This window comes from Terribacillus saccharophilus (assembly GCF_000725365.1).
Classification (GTDB): domain Bacteria; phylum Bacillota; class Bacilli; order Bacillales; family Amphibacillaceae; genus Terribacillus; species Terribacillus saccharophilus.
This window is the reverse complement of the sequence record NZ_CP008876.1, coordinates 1,645,265-1,662,003: the sequence shown is the minus strand read 5'-3', so window position 1 is coordinate 1,662,003 and position 16,739 is coordinate 1,645,265. Positions and strand designations below refer to the sequence as shown.

Annotated in this window: 21 protein-coding genes; 19 read left to right on the top strand and 2 right to left on the bottom strand. The window is 44.1% G+C overall.

Annotated elements, in window-relative coordinates:
- Nucleotide 1: 1 nt before the first annotated feature.
- The gene (locus tag GZ22_RS08400) at nt 2–739 is read right to left on the bottom strand and encodes a glycerophosphodiester phosphodiesterase (RefSeq protein ID WP_038561079.1); all 738 of its coding nucleotides are present in this window, start codon (nt 737–739) and stop codon (nt 2–4) included.
- A gap of 79 nt (nt 740–818) precedes the next feature.
- Here GZ22_RS08400 and GZ22_RS08395 point away from each other — a divergent pair, with 79 nt between their 5' ends.
- From GZ22_RS08395 to GZ22_RS08385, 3 genes are read left to right on the top strand one after another with little or no spacing between them, the layout of a single operon-like run.
- On the top strand, nt 819–2,438 hold the full coding sequence (locus tag GZ22_RS08395) for a M20/M25/M40 family metallo-hydrolase (protein WP_038561076.1): 1,620 nt from the start codon (nt 819–821) through the stop codon (nt 2,436–2,438).
- Between the two features lie 39 nt (nt 2,439–2,477).
- Complete coding sequence (locus GZ22_RS08390; RefSeq protein WP_038561074.1) at nt 2,478–3,266, top strand: SDR family NAD(P)-dependent oxidoreductase; 789 nt, start codon at nt 2,478–2,480, stop codon at nt 3,264–3,266.
- A 14-nt stretch (nt 3,267–3,280) separates the two neighbouring features.
- Nucleotides 3,281–3,649 carry an iron-sulfur cluster biosynthesis family protein gene (locus GZ22_RS08385; protein WP_051748138.1) on the top strand — a complete coding sequence of 123 codons (369 nt, stop codon included), beginning with the start codon at nt 3,281–3,283 and terminating at the stop codon, nt 3,647–3,649.
- 13 nt (nt 3,650–3,662) lie between these two features.
- Here the strand turns inward: GZ22_RS08385 and GZ22_RS08380 are convergent, their stop codons facing one another.
- Nucleotides 3,663–4,583 carry an aldo/keto reductase gene (locus GZ22_RS08380; protein WP_038561072.1) on the bottom strand — a complete coding sequence of 307 codons (921 nt, stop codon included), beginning with the start codon at nt 4,581–4,583 and terminating at the stop codon, nt 3,663–3,665.
- Nucleotides 4,584–4,708: 125 nt separating this feature from the next.
- On the opposite strand from GZ22_RS08380, the gene GZ22_RS08375 reads away from it, so the two are divergent.
- The 16 genes from GZ22_RS08375 (at nt 4,709) to spoVAD (ending at nt 16,739) form a co-directional block, all read left to right on the top strand.
- Complete coding sequence (locus GZ22_RS08375) at nt 4,709–5,257, top strand: NUDIX domain-containing protein (RefSeq protein ID WP_038561070.1); 549 nt, start codon at nt 4,709–4,711, stop codon at nt 5,255–5,257.
- A 66-nt stretch (nt 5,258–5,323) separates the two neighbouring features.
- Nucleotides 5,324–5,959, top strand: a complete 636-nt coding sequence (gene spoIIM / locus GZ22_RS08370; RefSeq protein WP_038561067.1) for a stage II sporulation protein M — start codon at nt 5,324–5,326, stop codon at nt 5,957–5,959.
- A gap of 108 nt (nt 5,960–6,067) precedes the next feature.
- Complete coding sequence (gene fur / locus GZ22_RS08365; RefSeq protein ID WP_051748136.1) at nt 6,068–6,559, top strand: ferric iron uptake transcriptional regulator; 492 nt, start codon at nt 6,068–6,070, stop codon at nt 6,557–6,559.
- Nucleotides 6,560–6,720: 161 nt separating this feature from the next.
- Complete coding sequence (locus GZ22_RS08360; RefSeq protein WP_038561065.1) at nt 6,721–6,930, top strand: DUF4227 family protein; 210 nt, start codon at nt 6,721–6,723, stop codon at nt 6,928–6,930.
- Between the two features lie 5 nt (nt 6,931–6,935).
- Nucleotides 6,936–7,820 (top strand): site-specific tyrosine recombinase XerD, encoded by an 885-nt coding sequence (gene xerD, locus GZ22_RS08355; RefSeq protein WP_038561061.1) that lies wholly within the window; start codon nt 6,936–6,938, stop codon nt 7,818–7,820.
- 25 nt (nt 7,821–7,845) lie between these two features.
- Nucleotides 7,846–9,030, top strand: coding sequence for a phosphopentomutase (gene deoB / locus GZ22_RS08350; RefSeq protein WP_038561058.1), 1,185 nt, complete (start codon nt 7,846–7,848; stop codon nt 9,028–9,030).
- 2 nt (nt 9,031–9,032) lie between these two features.
- Nucleotides 9,033–9,857, top strand: coding sequence for a purine-nucleoside phosphorylase (locus tag GZ22_RS08345; protein WP_038561054.1), 825 nt, complete (start codon nt 9,033–9,035; stop codon nt 9,855–9,857).
- A 15-nt stretch (nt 9,858–9,872) separates the two neighbouring features.
- Nucleotides 9,873–11,174 carry a pyrimidine-nucleoside phosphorylase gene (locus tag GZ22_RS08340; protein ID WP_038561051.1) on the top strand — a complete coding sequence of 434 codons (1,302 nt, stop codon included), beginning with the start codon at nt 9,873–9,875 and terminating at the stop codon, nt 11,172–11,174.
- A 108-nt stretch (nt 11,175–11,282) separates the two neighbouring features.
- Complete coding sequence (locus GZ22_RS08335) at nt 11,283–12,449, top strand: D-alanyl-D-alanine carboxypeptidase family protein (protein ID WP_038561047.1); 1,167 nt, start codon at nt 11,283–11,285, stop codon at nt 12,447–12,449.
- 99 nt (nt 12,450–12,548) lie between these two features.
- Entirely contained in the window at nt 12,549–12,905 is a 357-nt protein-coding gene (gene spoIIAA / locus GZ22_RS08330; RefSeq protein ID WP_038561044.1) for an anti-sigma F factor antagonist, read from the top strand.
- Complete coding sequence (gene spoIIAB, locus GZ22_RS08325) at nt 12,902–13,345, top strand: anti-sigma F factor (RefSeq protein ID WP_038561041.1); 444 nt, start codon at nt 12,902–12,904, stop codon at nt 13,343–13,345. The genes spoIIAA and spoIIAB overlap by 4 nt, the downstream gene beginning before the upstream one ends.
- A 9-nt stretch (nt 13,346–13,354) precedes the next feature.
- A complete protein-coding gene (gene sigF, locus GZ22_RS08320) occupies nt 13,355–14,110 on the top strand; it encodes an RNA polymerase sporulation sigma factor SigF (RefSeq protein ID WP_038561038.1) in 756 nt (251 codons plus the stop codon).
- Nucleotides 14,111–14,223: 113 nt separating this feature from the next.
- On the top strand, nt 14,224–14,847 hold the full coding sequence (locus GZ22_RS08315; RefSeq protein WP_038561036.1) for a stage V sporulation protein AA: 624 nt from the start codon (nt 14,224–14,226) through the stop codon (nt 14,845–14,847).
- Nucleotides 14,828–15,244: a stage V sporulation protein AB gene (locus GZ22_RS08310; RefSeq protein WP_038561034.1), complete on the top strand. Its 417-nt coding sequence runs from the start codon at nt 14,828–14,830 to the stop codon at nt 15,242–15,244. The genes GZ22_RS08315 and GZ22_RS08310 overlap by 20 nt, the downstream gene beginning before the upstream one ends.
- 16 nt (nt 15,245–15,260) lie before the next feature.
- Nucleotides 15,261–15,722, top strand: coding sequence for a stage V sporulation protein AC (gene spoVAC / locus GZ22_RS08305; RefSeq protein WP_038561032.1), 462 nt, complete (start codon nt 15,261–15,263; stop codon nt 15,720–15,722).
- A 6-nt stretch (nt 15,723–15,728) separates the two neighbouring features.
- On the top strand, nt 15,729–16,739 hold the full coding sequence (gene spoVAD / locus GZ22_RS08300; protein WP_038561030.1) for a stage V sporulation protein AD: 1,011 nt from the start codon (nt 15,729–15,731) through the stop codon (nt 16,737–16,739).

Genomic DNA, 16,739 nt, shown 5'->3' with positions numbered 1-16,739 from the left:
ATTAACTAGTTATATAGCCCTTTTGCAATTCGAGTGCTCGATCTGGTACATCAGAGATGATAACATCACAATTCGCTTCAAGAGCTCGTAGTATATAAACTGGCTGGTTGACTGTATATACCCGTATGGGAACGTGATGCTGCAAGCAATCCTGAATAAGTTTCTTATTCAGCAAGCGGTATTTCGGGTGTAATGCTTTCGCTCCTATTTCTTCCATCAAGGAGAAAAGCTGACGTGGCCGTCTTGATGTAAGGAATCCTGTATCAATATCATCATCCAGATCAGAAATACGACGAATAGTATCTGTGTTAAAGCTTGATATAGTCGTTCTGTCTTTCATTCCATGATCCGTGAGGTGCTGTAAGACGATTTTCTCGATACCAGGGTAAGGGTACTTGTTCGTCTTAAGCTCCAGGTTGAGGAGCATAGGTGTCTTTTTTATCCATTGCAGAAAAGCATCTAAAGAAATGATTTTCTCACCGGCATAGTCACGGGAGAACCAGGCGCCGGCATCTGCTTGACTTAGTTCTTCATATGTAAGATTACGAACCAATCCACGTTTGTTCGTCGTGCGATTGATCGTTTCATCATGAATGATGACAGGTACTTGGTCTTTCGTTAGCTGCACATCTGTTTCGATGCCGTCAGCCTGCATCAGTTCTGCCAGCCGAAAAGCGGCCATCGTATTTTCCGGTGCATATTTGCTGGCACCGCGATGTGCAAAGATTTTGGTAGACATGGTTTCACCCCGAACTTGGACGTATAGTTGAATTGTGCGAGAAAAACTGGCAAAAGTCAATTTGAAAGGACGTGCTTGCATGAAACAGTGGCAAACGAAGGACGAATTAGTTGCATTACTGGCAGAGCTTGTCGAAATCGAGAGTATTACAGGTTCTCCCGAAGAGATCCGTTTTCCGGAGCATGTTCATATGCTTCTGGAACAAAAGCATTACTTCCAGCAGCATCCAAGTTACTTGCAGCTTCATCCGTTGAAGGACGGCCGTCAGCTTCTGACAGCACTAGTAAAAAAATCTGACAAAAAAGATACCATTATCCTGCTCAGTCATTTTGATGTCGTCGGAACAGAGGACTTTGGCACATTCCAGCATCTAGCTACTAAGGTGCATGACCTGACTGCGGCTTATATGAATGATGAAGTAGAACTGCCAGCGTATATTAAAGGTGAAATTCAGCAAGGAGAATGGCTTTTTGGCAGAGGGACGATGGATATGAAGGCAGGGCTTGCAATCCATCTTTCCATGTTAGAGCGTGCAATGGATGATAGTTTCGACGGTAATATTCTATTGTTGACTGTACCGGATGAAGAGGTGAATTCTGCCGGTATGCTGCGCGCACTTGAGGTTTTGCAGCAGCTTCAGACATCTGAGGAGCTGGTATACAAATTATGCATGAACGGAGAACCTGTGTTCAGCAAATACCCAGGTGATACAGGTAATTATATGTATAGCGGTTCCATCGGCAAAGTACTGCCCGGATTTTTCTGTTATGGCAAGGAAACACATGTGGGTGAACCCTTTGGAGGTCTGAATGCTAACCTGATGATTAGTTATCTGTCACAGGAATTGGAGCTGCAAGAATCTTTCATTGAAGAAGTGGACGGAGAAGTGACTCCGCCGCCGGTAAGCTTAATGCTGCGCGATCTGAAAGAAGCCTATTCTGTCCAGACTCCTGTATCTGCAGTGACGATGTACAATGTGCTGTTTTTGGAACAATCAATTCAAGAGATAAATACGAAATTAAAGCAAGCAATGGAGCGAGCAGCCCGGAAGATAGAAACACATTATCAGCAAAAAGCGAATCTTTCTGCGGCAAAATCGAATGCATTTCAGCCAATTGCTTTCAAAATTAAGACTATGTTTTATGAAGAACTTTATGCGCATGCTGTTAATCGGTTCGGTAAAGCAGAAGTGGAAAGAAGGCAAAACAGACTCGTAACGACTAGGAAGGAAGGAGATCGTGATTTTTCGACTAAGCTTGTTAAAGAACTGGTGAGCATGTGTCACGATCTAGCTCCTGTCATTGTTCTTTTTTACAGCCCGCCATTTTATCCTGCTGTTTCATCTAAGAACGATGTTTATATACAGAAATTGATTGCTGATATTCAGTCCGACGCAAGATCGACATTTTCTACTGATTTGACCGAAGTACAATTTTTCCCGGGTCTATCTGATTCGAGCTTTATTGGAAAGCCTACTTCAAAAACTGCGATACAGGATTTGATATCTAATATGCCATTGCAGCAGAAAGGCTTCACGTTGCCGGCTGATTTGATGAAAGGGTTGCAAATGCCAGTTTTACATCTGGGACCTTACGGTAAGGATGCACATCAGTGGACAGAACGTCTGGAAGTAACCTATAGTTTTGGCAAGCTGCCTGACTTGATGGAACGTGCCATTCGGTTTGCATTCCGTACATAATCAGATCGAAAGATGGGTAAACAGAAAGAGGTACAGCATATGGAAGCAAACAATAATACCATGTTGATTACCGGAGCTTCAAGTGGGCTTGGAAGAGAGCTGGCCGTTGAAGCAGCGGGAGCTGGCTATCAATTGCTGCTCGTCGCAAGATCTGAGGAAAAGCTGAAGAAGATAGCCGTGGAGCTTAATGAACGATTTCAGACGGATGTTACGTTATACATGGCAGATCTGAATAACGCCGAAGAATGGCAAGCTGCCTTGCAGCAGATCGTAAAGGAAAATCAGCGTATTGATGTATTGATCAATAATGCGGGCGTCGGTTATTTCCGTCTTTTCACTGATACAGAGCCAACGCAAATAGAAACAACCATGCGAGTTAATTCCCTGGCAGCAATGGAAGCTTCATCAGCAATACTTCCAGGTATGCTGAAGCAGGGGAGAGGACATGTAATTATGATTGGTTCAATGGCGGGTAAAGTAACTACACCTAAAGCAGCAGTTTACGGGGCAAGTAAGCACAGCATCATCGGCTTCAGCAATGGACTTCGCCAGGAACTAAAGCCTTATGGAGTTAAAGTAACAACGGTGAATCTTGGACCGATGAATACAAACTTTTTTGACACAGCTGATCCAAGCGGACGCTATCGTGAGGCAAGTGCCCGCTATATGCTTCAGCCTGATAAAGTAGCCCGTAAAGTCATTTCTAGCATCGGGAAGAACAAGCGTGAAATCAACCTTCCAGGCTGGATGGGTATCGGCAGCAAGATGTATCAGCTAATGCCGGGGCTGACTGAGAGGCTGCTTGGAGGACAGTTCAACAAGAAATGAAGGAGGAAGACAACATGAAATTAACGATTACAGAAACAGCTCTAGAAAAAATACAAGCATTACAAGATGAGACGCATCGTTATCTTGTCTTATTCTACGATACGGTGGGAATTGGCTGTAAGGTGAATGGCATCCCGACAGTCCGTCTTGCACAAGAACCGCGAGCACGTGATATCGAGGTTGAGAGTGATACTATACCCGCATTGATAGACCAAGAGCAGGAGGTATTTTTTGCCGAGGAAGTGAAGCTCGATTTCAGCAATAATGTGTTCCGATTATCCAGCAAAGAAGGCTACTTGAATGCACTGATTCCACAGACACACCTGACTCAGAAGGATTTCATAGAGAAAAAAACAGAAGCTAGCAGGGGAGATTCCTGCTAGCTTCTAATTTGCATTATCGATGGTTAGTATAATTAATTTGCCGGGTGACTTGCTGCATTTTCTCGTACGTTGCATCAGTGAGCGGATCAGTAGAGAGTCCGGCATTCTGTTTCACCTGCTCCAATGAACTTGCTCCCATAACCGCACTAGCTAGAGCTGGGTGCTGCAGCACATAACGCACAGCAAGGGAAGTGGCGGAAGTGCGCTCCTGCTCAGCCAGCACATGGAGTTTTTCACTGGCAGCCAGAAGCTCTTCGTAGGTGTGGGTCAGATAGCCATCTGCGCCTTTTTGTTTTACCTTCTCGCTGGCTTTGTCACTTAACATTCCTTTGGCAACACTGCCGCGTGCAAAGACACTGATATTATTATCTGTAAGAAAATCGAGTACTTGCTCCTCTGGTCGTCTGTCCAGTAAGCTGTACTGCATCATAACACTAACGATATTCGACCGCTTCACATATTCACGGATGACATTCGGACGAATAGAAGAAATACCGTAATAACGGATCAAGCCTTCATTTTTCAATGTTTCGAATGCGTCAATCGTCTCGTCGATATTGTCATCCATTGTCCCGCCATGAAGCTGATAGAGATCCAAATAATCAGTTTGCAGTCTGCGTAGGCTTTCTTTAATCTGTGACACAATATATTCCTTACTCGCATCCCAATGCCACGACTCTCCTCCAGGATCTAGCCGGTTTCCGACTTTGCTGGCAAGAATCACTTTGTCTCTTCTTCCTTTAAATGCTTTTCCAACAATCTCTTCATTTTTACCTTGATCATATAAGTCTGCTGTGTCGAAGTAATTGATACCTAGATCCTGTGCTTCGTGAAGCAGCCGAATGCCTTGCTGCTCGTCTGTACCGATACTCATTGTCCCGAAAGAAATTTCAGAAACTTGAAGATCAGAAGTACCAACTCGTCTTTTCTGCATTGTAAGGTCCCACCTTTCTTTTTATCCTACGTGTTCAGTGTAAGCGTAAGCAGAACTGCAGACAACTTATGTGTACCGGGCAAGCTGTGGTAAGATGAAAGCAGCGATATAAAGGAGTGTACATAATGAAGAAATTCGAAGAAAAAACAATTGATACATCCTCAATCTATGAAGGTAAAGTTATTTCATTAAAAGTGGATACTGTTTCTTTACCTGACGGAAATACTTCCAAACGGGAATTAATCAAACATCCTGGAGCAGTAGCTATCATCCCGATTACCAAAGAAGGGAAAATCATTTTTGTCGAGCAATACCGAAAAGCTCTAGAAAAATCGATTATTGAGATCCCGGCAGGTAAGCTTGAGCCTGGTGAAAAACCAGAAGTAACGGCTGTAAGAGAGCTTGAGGAAGAGACAGGCTATACAACTAAAACATTGAAAAAGCTTGGATCTTTCTATACATCTCCAGGCTTTGCTGATGAGTTACTTCATGTATACGAAGCAGATGATATAGAACTCCTTGCCCAAAAGGTAGCCGGTGATGAAGATGAATTTGTCGAGTTGATGGAACTGACTCTGGAAGAAGCGGAGGAGCTTGTAAAAGAAGAACGGATTCATGATGCGAAAACAATGTATGCCCTGCTGCATCTTCGCTTGAAGCACGCAACTAAGTAATAGTTCTATCAGACAAGCTTTCGTCATAGATTCTAGTAACTAGACTAGAATACGGAGGCAGATAAGATGAAACAGCGGGAGTTTATTCTCTTTCATCACTTAAAGCAGCATGCTACAAGCTATTTGTTCATGCTTGTTCTATTCCTGATCGGAATCATATTCGGAGCAATTGTTGTCAACAGCATGAACTTTACGCAAAAGGAAGATTTGTTTTATTATCTGGAACGTTTTTTTGCGCAGTTACAGCAAGGACAAGTAATCAGCAAGCAGGAGATTCTCCAATCGAGTTTTCTTGCACATCTCAAGTTTCTGTTATTCCTGTATGTGCTCGGTCTTTCCATCATCGGTATTCCAATCATCTGGATGCTGCTGTTCAGCAAAGGGCTCATGATGGGGTTCAGTGTTGGATTCCTTGTCAACCAGCTAGGCTGGAAAGGCCTTACGCTTGCAGCGGCAGCTGTTGCTCCGCAGAATCTAGTCGTCATCCCGCTATATCTTATTGCTGGTACGAGCGCGATGCTGTTTTCTGTTACACTTTTGCGTAAGCTCATCGCCAAGCGGTCTCCATTATCATTAAGACGTTATTTTTTCCAATACAGTACCATTTTCTTAGTTCTTATTGCAGGTTCTGCTGCAGCATCCATCATCGAAACTTTTCTTGCGAATCCTCTTCTGTCAATGCTTGTAAATGATTTGCTCTGAGTTTTTCTATCAATAATGATTATAATTAGCTGTTTATAATAATTATAATTTGACACCTTTTTCTCAATCAGTATATAATAAGTGTGGGATTACGAGGGAGGAATTCACTTGGAACACCGCATTGAACGCATAAAGAAGCAATTACATGCGCAGAGCTACAAGCTGACACCGCAGCGGGAAGCAACGGTACGTGTGCTGCTGGAGCGAGAAGAGGACCATTTAAGCGCTGAAGACGTCTACCTCCTCGTAAAGGAAAAAGCACCGGAAATCGGTTTGGCTACTGTATACCGTACACTGGAATTATTATCAGAATTGAAAATTGTTGATAAAATAAACTTCGGGGACGGCGTTTCCCGCTATGACCTTCGTAAAGAAGGGGCAACGCACTTCCATCATCACCTTGTCTGCATGGAATGCGGATCGGTCGAGGAAATTGATGAAGACCTGCTGGAGGATGTCGAGAAGATCGTCCAGAGTGACTGGGGATTCAAGGTGAAGGATCACCGGCTTACTTTCCATGGTATCTGCCGTGTCTGTCAGGCTAGTGAGAAGGAAGAAGAGCTCGAAGCAGCCACTGTGCAAGTGAACCGAACATCATAAGCAGATGAAGCCTTTCCAAGTAGATGGAAAAGGCTTTCTTTCGTTTCACTAACCAATTTACAAAACAACAGGAATGAGGTAACGTTATCCTGTACGTATAAATTCCGCTTTCTTTGGCATAGTCTGTTACAAAGACAAGTCTTAAGAAAGGGGAAATGTACATGAAGCGATTCATCTTCGACACCTGTAAACTTCTGCTCGTATTTGTAGCTTGCTCTACTTTCTTCTATTTTGGATTACGGTTCATCCATAGTGAATATGAGAGCTATCACCGCTATGACCCTCCAGAGGGAAATGCAGTGAAAGTGGCAGCAATGGAGCAGGAAAGTCTAGTGGATAGGATGACGTTATTCTTCCGGTTAGGAGAGTAGGATACATGCAGGAAGCACTGGATGACTTTATCCATTATTTGCAGATCGAACGGGGTCTTTCGGAGAATACACTGCAATCCTACGCCCGAGATCTGCGTACATATGCAAGATATCTTCAGGAAAATGAAGTGCAAGAATGGGCACACGTGACTCGAGCCAAGCTGACTGCTTATTTGCGCTGGCTGCATGATGATGGGAAATCAGCTGCGACGATAGCACGTACATTGTCCAGCATCCGACTTTTCCATCAGTTTTTGCTTCGCGAATACGGACTAAAAGAAGATCCAAGCATACATATCGATACGCCTAAGAAAGAACGTAAGCTGCCGAAGATCCTTTCTTCCGACGAAGTGGACAAGCTGCTCACATGTCCAGGAACTGACACTTTGACGCTTCGAAATCGCGCTATGCTGGAAACACTATACGCGACAGGACTACGAGTTTCAGAGCTCTTGGCATTGGAACTGGATGATCTTCATCTGGAAATGGGCTTTGTCCGCTGTTTTGGAAAAGGATCGAAGGAACGAATCGTCCCGCTCGGAGATATGGCAAAGGCGAGGCTGGAGGAATATTTAAACCGGTCGCGTAAGAGGCTGCTGAAGTCCAAAGCAAGCGATATATTGTTTGTGAATCATCACGGAAACCCATTATCTCGACAAGGATTCTGGAAGGTATTAAAACAGATAGCCCGGGATGCCGGGATACAGAAAGAAATCACCCCTCACACACTGCGTCATTCTTTTGCGACGCATCTGTTGGAGAATGGGGCTGATTTGCGTGCTGTTCAGGAAATGCTCGGACACGCAGATATCAGTACCACACAGATTTACACACATGTGACGAAAACAAGACTGAAGGATATTTACAAAACACATCATCCTCGGGCTTAAAGATGTAAATTAGGAGGCACTTAATTTGGATTTCAAACGCGTATTTCTTATAGTAATGGATTCTGTCGGCATCGGGGAAGCACCTGATGCGGAAGCTTTCGGTGATAAAGGAGCGGATACACTCGGTCATATCGCTTCTCACCGCGGTGGTTTGCAAATGCCGAACATGGCAGCACTTGGACTTGGCAACATTCGAGAAGTAGAAGGTATACAAGCTGCCAAACAGCCAAAAGCTTTTTACACAAAAATGCAGGAAGCATCTAATGGCAAAGATACAATGACTGGACACTGGGAAATTATGGGTTTACGTATCGATCAGCCTTTTCGAACGTTCCCTGATGGTTTCCCCGATGCATTGCTTGATGAATTGAAGCAGCGGACTGGACGCGGTATCATCGGTAACAAACCAGCTTCCGGTACAGAGATTTTAGATGAACTTGGTGAACAGCATATGGAAACTGGAGATATGATTGTCTATACATCCGCAGATTCTGTTTTGCAAATTGCTGCCCATGAAGATATCATTCCGCTTGATGAGCTGTACAAGATTTGTGAAATCGCACGTGAGATGACATTGGATGATCCTTATATGGTAGGGCGTATTATCGCTCGTCCATTCGTTGGTAAGCCAGGTGCTTTTGAACGTACTTCGAACCGCCATGACTATGCATTGAAGCCTTTTGGCAGAACGACAATGAATAGCTTGCAGGATGCGAACTTTGATGTCATCGCTCTAGGTAAGATTTCTGATATTTACGATGGCGAAGGTGTGACAAAGTCTGTTCGTACAAAGGACAATGACGATGGTATGACGAAGATTGTGGAAAGTATGGATGAGGATTTTACAGGCATCAGCTTCCTTAACTTGGTCGATTTTGATGCGAAATATGGTCATCGCCGCGATCCGGAAGGCTATGCACAGGCGCTGGAGGATTATGATAAACGACTTCCAGAAGTACTTGATAAACTGAAAGAAGATGATTTGCTTATAATTACAGCTGATCATGGTAATGACCCTGTAGCGCCTGGGACTGACCACACACGGGAATATGTGCCACTGATTGCTTACCATACTGGTGCAGATCATGGAGAGAAACTGGAATTGCGCAATACATTTGCGGATATCGCTGCAACGATTGCAGATAACTTCGGTATCGAAATGCCAGAGCACGGAACAAGCTTTTTACAAGCATTGAAAAAGGGGAAATGAACATGCAGGCAGAAGCAATCAAACAGGCAGCAGATTATATTAAAGAGAAACTGACGAGCACACCAAAGATTGGCCTCATTCTAGGATCCGGACTTGGAGTACTGGCTGATGAGATTACAGAAACAACAGTCGTGCCATACGGAGATATTCCGGGGTTCCCAGTTTCAACGGTCAGCGGACATAAAGGACAGCTTGTTATCGGGAAGCTGGAAGGACAAGATGTAATAGCTATGCAAGGCCGGTTCCATTTCTATGAAGGATATCCGATGGAGCTTGTAACTTTACCTGTCCGTGTAATGAAAGCTCTTGGTGTTCAATCATTGATTGTTACGAATGCAGCCGGCGGAATCAACGAAAGCTTCGAGCCGGGCGACTTGATGCTGATCACGGATCATATTAACAATATGGGAACTAATCCGCTAATCGGACCAAATGATGAAGAGCTGGGAGCTCGTTTCCCGGACATGTCTTCTGTGTACAGCAAAGAGCTTCTAGGCTATGCGCGTGAAGTAGCAGCTAAAATTGGACTTGGAGTGAAAGAAGGCGTTTATGTCGGCAACACAGGTCCATCGTATGAAACAGGTGCTGAAGTGCGGATGCTTCGTGTTTGGGGCGGAGATGCTGTCGGTATGTCTACAGTTCCGGAAGTAATCGTTGCCAGCCATGCAAAAATGGAAGTATTGGGTATTTCATGTATCTCCAATATGGCAGCAGGAATCCTTGACCAGCCACTTACACACGATGAAGTGATGGAGACTACGGGTCAAGTAAGGGAAGATTTTCTGCGTTTCGTAAAAGAGATTGTTAAGCAGCTTCCAATAAAATAAAGCAGGTGAACGAATATGAGAATGGTTGATTTAATTACGAAAAAAAGAGACGGCGGTAAGCTTTCCAAAGAAGAGGTAGCCTTTTTCGTCCATGGTTATACAAAAGGAGATATCCCTGACTATCAGGCTTCTGCCTTTTTAATGACAGTCTATTTCAATGGTATGACAGAAGAAGAAACAGCTTGGCTGACAGAAGAGATGGCCAACTCTGGTGAAACATTCGACCTTAGCAGTATCGAAGGTAAAAAGGTCGATAAACATAGCACAGGCGGTGTAGGTGATAAAATCACCTTGATTACAGGGCCGCTTGTCGCTGCTATCGGCATTCCAGTTGCGAAGATGTCTGGTCGTGGTCTTGGTCACACTGGCGGAACATTGGATAAACTTGAATCCTTCAAAGGCTTCTCAATTGATTTGAGCCGTGAGCAATTCATGGGATTGGTGAATGAAAATAAACTTGCAGTAGCTGGTCAGACCGGTAACCTGGCACCAGCAGATAAAAAGCTTTATGCGCTGCGTGATGTTACAGGAACGGTTAACACAATTCCACTCATCGCAAGCTCTATTATGAGCAAAAAGCTGGCTTCTGGTGCGGAAGCGATAGTACTGGACGTGAAAACAGGTTCTGGTGCTTTCATGAAATCATTGGATGACTCCAAGCAATTGGCAGAAACAATGGTTAAAATCGGTAAAAACCTTGGCCGTCAGACAGTTGCAGTCATTACGGACATGAACCAGCCACTAGGATTTGAAATTGGAAACAGCAACGAAGTGAAGGAAGCAATCCAAGTACTAAGTGGTGAGAAAATAACAGATCTACGGGAAATTTCTGTTGAATTGGCAGCTCATATGGCGCTTTTAGCTGATAAGTTCTCAAGCTACGAGGAAGCGCGTGCGCATCTCGAAGCATGCTTGGATAACGGAACTGCATTAGCAGCTTTCCGTACGTTCATCGGCGCTCAGGGCGGCGACACGGCGCTTGTCGATAACCCGGAACTTCTGCCTCAAGCGGATTATCATATTGAGGTGAAAGCACCTGTTGCTGGCTATGTACACAGCATTGATGCGGAAGGAATCGGAACGGCAGCTATGTATTTAGGTGCAGGCCGTGCAACAAAAGATGATGACATCGATCATGCTGTTGGTATCACATTGAAGAAGAAGCAGGGAGATGCTGTAGAGCAAGGCGAAACGATCGCTATTCTGCATGCACGTGATGCACAAGCGGCGGATTCCGCTGAAAAAGTCTTGGCTTCCTATACAATTGACACAGCTAAGCCTGAAAAAATGGAATTGATTTACGACGTAATTTCCTAACTTATAAAGCAGTCCTTTTTAAGGGCTGCTTTTTTTGTGTGCAAAATATTAATAAATCATTTCATTTGGGAGATTCTAACTGTATTACCGTAAACGGAGGAACCTTAAATGAAAAAAATGAGTCTATTAAGTTTGCTGATCGCTTTCGTTATCAGTCTTATGGCACTCCCGCCACAAACTTTTGCTGCAAAACAAGAAGGAACGACAGCGACAGCTAAATCATCTATTCTAATCGAACGTGATACTGGTCGTGTTCTGGCAGGTGAGAATATGGAGGAGCAGCTCCCGCCCGCTAGTATGACAAAAATCATGACGATGCTCTTGATTATGGAAGAAATTGATGCTGGTAAGCTGCGCTACGATGAAAAAGTCAGAGCAAGTGAGTACGCAGCAAGCATGGGTGGATCACAAATCTTCCTTGAACCTGGAGAAGAAATGACAGTAAAGGATTTATTGAAAGGCGTAGCTGTCGCATCAGGTAACGATGCGAGCGTCGCATTGGCTGAGAAGATTGCAGGTACCGAAGATGGTTTCGTACAAAAGATGAACGAGAAAGCAAGAGAACTAGGGCTGACTCACACAAAATTTCAAAATGTTACCGGCCTTCCTGCTAATGATCATTATTCGACGGCGAAAGATATGGCGATGATGGCCAGAGCATTGCTAGAGCACGAAGAAATCACTGAATTTACAAGTATTTATGAAGATTATCTGCGCAAGGATTCCGACGATCCATTCTGGCTTGTAAATACGAATAAGCTAGTAAAATTTTATCCTGGTGTTGATGGCTTGAAAACCGGCTTCACGAAAGAAGCAAGATATTGCCTCACGGCTACCGCCAAGAAAGATGGAATGCGGGTTATAGCAGTCGTAATGGGCGCTGAGACACCAAAGCAGCGAAATAATGAAGTGTCTCAGCTGCTCGATTATGGCTTCAACCAGTTTACGGTAAAGCAGCTTTATAAACAGGACCAGACTGTGGCCAAGCTTGATATGCTGAAGGCACGCGATAAAGATGTTCCGGTTGTGACTAGCACGCCAGTGTCGCTGCTTGTCAAAAAAGGAGAAAAGCTTGGGGAATTGACGACGAAAATCGTATATAACCCAGATCTCTCCCTTCCTCTAAAAGCTGGTGAACAAGTAGGAGTGCTGGAAGTAAAAGCTGATGGTAAACATGTTTCTTCAACCCCGCTCATCATGAAAGAAGACGTACCAAAAGCAAGCTATTGGCTGCTGATTAAACGCAGCTTTGACGATGTGGTGAAATTCCACTAATTCTGACTAAGACGTACGAGTTTCTTCTAATTTTGTCACTCGAAAGGTATTCGCCTTTTTCTGCAGAAATCTATAAGCAGATAAGGGAGGAGAAAAGCTATGGGGTTGACAGTTGATTATGAATTGAAAGAAACCATCTTGCTGGCACGTCTAAACGGGGAGCTCGATCATCATACAGCGAGCGAGTTGAAAGAAAGCTGGCAGTTTGCCCTGCAGCAGCCTGGAATCAAGCATATGGTACTGAACCTGGAATCTCTTTCATTTATGGATAGCTCTGGTCTAGGTGTCATTCTTGGCAGATATAAAGAATTAAAAGCAGAGGGAAGGGAAATGGTCGTCTGCAGTCTTACACCGGCTGTAGACAGACTGTTTCAGCTATCCGGACTATTCAAGATTATCCGATTTGAAGAAAATGAGCGCTATGCGCTGGAAACTTTCGGGGTGGTATTATCATGAACACGAATATGATGCGGTTCGCCTTTTCTAGTCAAAGCAGGAACGAAGCTTTTGCCCGTGTAACAGTTGCATCCTTCGTCTCTCAGCTAGACCCGACAATGGACGAGTTAACCGAAATCAAAACAGTCGTTTCTGAAGCTGTAACCAATTCTATAATTCATGGTTATAATTCAGATCCAGACCAGATGATTACAATTATCTGCACACTGTCTGATGATGAAGTGGAATTAATCATTCAGGACGAAGGCGTAGGCATTCCAGATGTGGATGAAGCGATGGAGCCTCTTTACACATCAAAACCTGATTTAGAACGTTCCGGTATGGGTTTTACTATCATGGAGAATTTTATGGACCATGTATATGTGCATTCCACAGAAGGCGAAGGCACAACAGTGACGATGAATAAGCAGTTCAATCGAAGCAAAGCCATGAGTCAGTAGGTGGGGCATATGGATGTATATTTGAAACAGCAGAAGGCAAAAGAACAGTTGACCGATAAGCAAGTGAAAACATACATCCAGTTAAGTCAGAATGGTGATAAAGAAGCAAGGGACATCCTTGTCGAAAGAAATGTACGGCTCGTTTGGTCTGTCGTCCAGCGTTTTATTAATCGCGGCTATGATCCTGATGATTTGTTCCAGATCGGCTGTATAGGGTTGATTAAGTCAATTGATAAATTTGATTTGTCATATGATGTACGCTTCTCAACATATGCAGTACCGATGATTATCGGAGAAATCCAACGTTTTATTCGGGACGATGGCAGTCTGAAGGTCAGTCGTTCACTTAAGGAAACAGCCAATAAAGTAAGAAAGAAAAAAGAAGAATTAACAAAAGCACTCAATCGCGTGCCAACCATTCAGGAAATTGCCAAGGAGCTGGAGCTGTCACCGGAGGAAATTGTCCATGCTGAGGAGGCCGCCAAGCTGCCTCATTCAATTCATGAGACTGTTTTCGAAAATGATGGAGATCCGATCACTTTATTGGATCAAATCGCCGAACAGGACGATAACTGGTTCGATAAGCTTGCCTTACAAGAAGCGATACAATCACTTGGTGAAAGGGAGCGGCTCATCGTCTACTTACGGTTTTATAAAGATCAAACACAATCGGAAGTATCTGAACGGCTCGGTATTTCTCAGGTGCAAGTTTCCCGACTTGAAAAGAAAATATTGGCTAGCATCAAAGAGCAGCTGGAAAAGTAGCTTTTGCACATCGTGCAGAAGCTTTTTTTATTGCCTGTAATTACCAGCATGTTTTTCTGTGCTTTTCCCATACTAAGTACAGAAACCCTTCTTCATAGGAGGAGAGGTGTATTATGCCAGCTATTGTTTATATCCGGTTCATCCGGAAAATCACAACTGCTCCAGAATCCGTAATCAAACTTAAGGATATCGCACATATTGCGAATGCTGGAGATTATAAGGAACGCATGCTCGACACCGTCATTTACCGTATAAACAAAAAAGACAGCAATATCGTTGTCCTTGATTGTTTTTCGGTATTCCAGCAGCTAATGAAACTTTTTCCGGAGCATGAACTGCAGTTGATAGGTGCGGAGCAAACGATTGTCCATGTCCAGCATGCAAAAAAACGCACCGTATGGCCTCTCGTCATTCTCATCTGGCTGCTCTTGTTCATAGGGTCAGCCATGACGATCATGAATTTTCACTTCGATGTTGCCATGGAGCCGGTGCAGCAGCAGATTCACTTTCTATTGACTGGAGAACGGCTTGTGCATCCGCTCTGGCTGCAAATTCCGTACAGCATAGGCATCGGAGTGGGGATGATTCTCTTTTTCAACCATGTATTCAAAAAGCGTTTGAATGAAGAGCCTAGCCCGTTGGAGGTAGAGATGCACAAATATCAGCGTGATATGGATGTTTATGTAGCTTATCACGAAAACGAATTGGAACAGCAGCATGTGGATCGCCACAGTTGAACTGCTGATCGGGCTCAGTGCCGGGCTTGCAACTGGAGCAGGATTTGTCGCTTTTCTGACTGTACTAGGTATTATTCCGAGATTGGTACAGCTTAGCAAGACACAGAATTTCCTGATTACTTATGAAGCAGGCGTCACTGCCGGTGCTTTCGCCGGAACGATTCTCTCCTTCCATTATTTTCATTTTCATGCGCCGATTCTTCTGATCACGCTTTGGGGTCTTTTGCATGGAATATTCGTCGGTATGCTTGCTGCAGCTTTGACGGAGGTGTTGAATGTGTTTCCAATCCTGACTAGACGAATTGGTCTGGATAGTAGTCTGATCTGGTTCTTTATGGCAATTGTCCTAGGGAAGATCACCGGATCCTTGTTCCAATGGCTTTTATTTTCCTATTAATCAAAGAGGTGACATCATGGATTCCAAGTTCAAGAAAGAAAATTACACCGATACAGCAAAAACGTATTATCCGAAAGTGCCATACGTCCGAAATTGTCTTAAAGCTTTCTTAGTGGGCGGTTTCATCTGTCTCATTGGAGAGCTGCTGACTAAGTTTTACATGCAAGTCTTTGATATGTCCCAGCAGGAGGCTGGTACGCCTACTGTCACAACACTAATCCTTATATCTGCGATATTGACTGGGCTTGGGATCTATGACCGAATCGCACAATTTGCCGGGGCAGGATCAGCAGTGCCGGTAACAGGATTCGCCAACGCTGTAACAAGTGCTGCCCTGGAATATAAGTCGGAAGGTTATGTGCTTGGAGTAGGTTCTAATATGTTCAAACTTGCTGGCAGTGTCATTGTATTCGGGGTTACGTCGGCCTATATTGTCGGCATTATCCGGTATATATTCAACCAGCTGATCGGGGGATAAAAGAAAATGGCGAAATTGGGCAAGCAATCCTGGACGCTGAATCAAAAGGTTTATATTCAAGAAACAGGGACGAGTGTAGGACCGAAGGAATCAAAAGGTCCATTAGGGGATTCCTTCGATAAATCTTACGATAATTTATACTGCGGAGAAGATAATTGGGAAATGGCAGAAAGAAAGCTCTTGCAGGATGCTATACAAATAACGTTGGAGAAAGCTGGTTTAAAGCAGCAGCATATTGATATGTTCATTGCTGGAGATCTGTTGAATCAGAATGTTAGTGCCAATTACACAGCACGTGATATGGATATGAGCTATCTAGGCATGTTTGGAGCTTGCTCCACTAGTATGGAAACGCTGGCCGTAGCGTCCCAATTGGTTGATGCTGGTGTGGCAGACCGGATTTTGACGGCTGTCTGCAGCCATAATGCAACAGCAGAGAGGCAATTCCGTTTTCCAACCGAATATGGCAATCAGAAACCTGCAACAGCAACTAGCACAGCAACTGGAGCTGGATGTGCACTAGTAAGCCGTGAAAAGAGTCAAATCAGAATTGAAGGTGCAACTATTGGTAAAGTGGTTGATTTCGGTGCAACAAATGCCTTCGACCTTGGAAGCGCAATGGTACCGGCAGCATATGACACGATCAAGAGGCATTTGAGCGATTTTGGCCGTACACCTGCTGATTATGATCTGATAGTTACTGGTGACTTATCGAGCGTTGGTTCTCCTATCCTAAAGGATATGCTCCGCAGTGATGGGATAAATATTGATGCCGTACATAAGGATTGCGGCAACTTGCTTTATAACAATGATCAAGGAATGCTTGCCGGTGGCAGCGGTACAGCCTGTTCCGCCATTGTAACGTACAGCCATCTCTTGGATGAGATGCGAAAAGGAACTTACAAACGGATACTGGTTACCGCAACTGGTGCATTGATGAACCCAACACTGATACGTCAGAAAGAATCAATACCAGCTATTGCACATAGTGTCGTACTCGTAAGGGAGGAGGTATAA

What these genes read in the sequence shown, in the direction of transcription:
- GZ22_RS08385 (WP_051748138.1), top strand. Translation starts at nt 3,281, where the DNA reads ATGAAATTAACGATTACAGAAACAGCTCTAGAAAAAATACAAGCATTA.
- GZ22_RS08375 (WP_038561070.1), top strand. Translation starts at nt 4,709, where the DNA reads ATGAAGAAATTCGAAGAAAAAACAATTGATACATCCTCAATCTATGAA.
- GZ22_RS08345 (WP_038561054.1), top strand. Translation starts at nt 9,033, where the DNA reads ATGCAGGCAGAAGCAATCAAACAGGCAGCAGATTATATTAAAGAGAAA.
- GZ22_RS08335 (WP_038561047.1), top strand. Translation starts at nt 11,283, where the DNA reads ATGAAAAAAATGAGTCTATTAAGTTTGCTGATCGCTTTCGTTATCAGT.
- GZ22_RS08360 (WP_038561065.1), top strand. Translation starts at nt 6,721, where the DNA reads ATGAAGCGATTCATCTTCGACACCTGTAAACTTCTGCTCGTATTTGTA.
- spoIIM (WP_038561067.1), top strand. Translation starts at nt 5,324, where the DNA reads ATGAAACAGCGGGAGTTTATTCTCTTTCATCACTTAAAGCAGCATGCT.
- GZ22_RS08390 (WP_038561074.1), top strand. Translation starts at nt 2,478, where the DNA reads ATGGAAGCAAACAATAATACCATGTTGATTACCGGAGCTTCAAGTGGG.
- GZ22_RS08395 (WP_038561076.1), top strand. Translation starts at nt 819, where the DNA reads ATGAAACAGTGGCAAACGAAGGACGAATTAGTTGCATTACTGGCAGAG.
- spoIIAB (WP_038561041.1), top strand. Translation starts at nt 12,902, where the DNA reads ATGAACACGAATATGATGCGGTTCGCCTTTTCTAGTCAAAGCAGGAAC.
- spoIIAA (WP_038561044.1), top strand. Translation starts at nt 12,549, where the DNA reads ATGGGGTTGACAGTTGATTATGAATTGAAAGAAACCATCTTGCTGGCA.
- GZ22_RS08310 (WP_038561034.1), top strand. Translation starts at nt 14,828, where the DNA reads ATGTGGATCGCCACAGTTGAACTGCTGATCGGGCTCAGTGCCGGGCTT.
- GZ22_RS08400 (WP_038561079.1), bottom strand. Translation starts at nt 739, where the DNA reads ATGTCTACCAAAATCTTTGCACATCGCGGTGCCAGCAAATATGCACCG.
- spoVAC (WP_038561032.1), top strand. Translation starts at nt 15,261, where the DNA reads ATGGATTCCAAGTTCAAGAAAGAAAATTACACCGATACAGCAAAAACG.
- GZ22_RS08380 (WP_038561072.1), bottom strand. Translation starts at nt 4,583, where the DNA reads ATGCAGAAAAGACGAGTTGGTACTTCTGATCTTCAAGTTTCTGAAATT.
- spoVAD (WP_038561030.1), top strand. Translation starts at nt 15,729, where the DNA reads ATGGCGAAATTGGGCAAGCAATCCTGGACGCTGAATCAAAAGGTTTAT.
- sigF (WP_038561038.1), top strand. Translation starts at nt 13,355, where the DNA reads ATGGATGTATATTTGAAACAGCAGAAGGCAAAAGAACAGTTGACCGAT.
- xerD (WP_038561061.1), top strand. Translation starts at nt 6,936, where the DNA reads ATGCAGGAAGCACTGGATGACTTTATCCATTATTTGCAGATCGAACGG.
- GZ22_RS08315 (WP_038561036.1), top strand. Translation starts at nt 14,224, where the DNA reads ATGCCAGCTATTGTTTATATCCGGTTCATCCGGAAAATCACAACTGCT.
- GZ22_RS08340 (WP_038561051.1), top strand. Translation starts at nt 9,873, where the DNA reads ATGAGAATGGTTGATTTAATTACGAAAAAAAGAGACGGCGGTAAGCTT.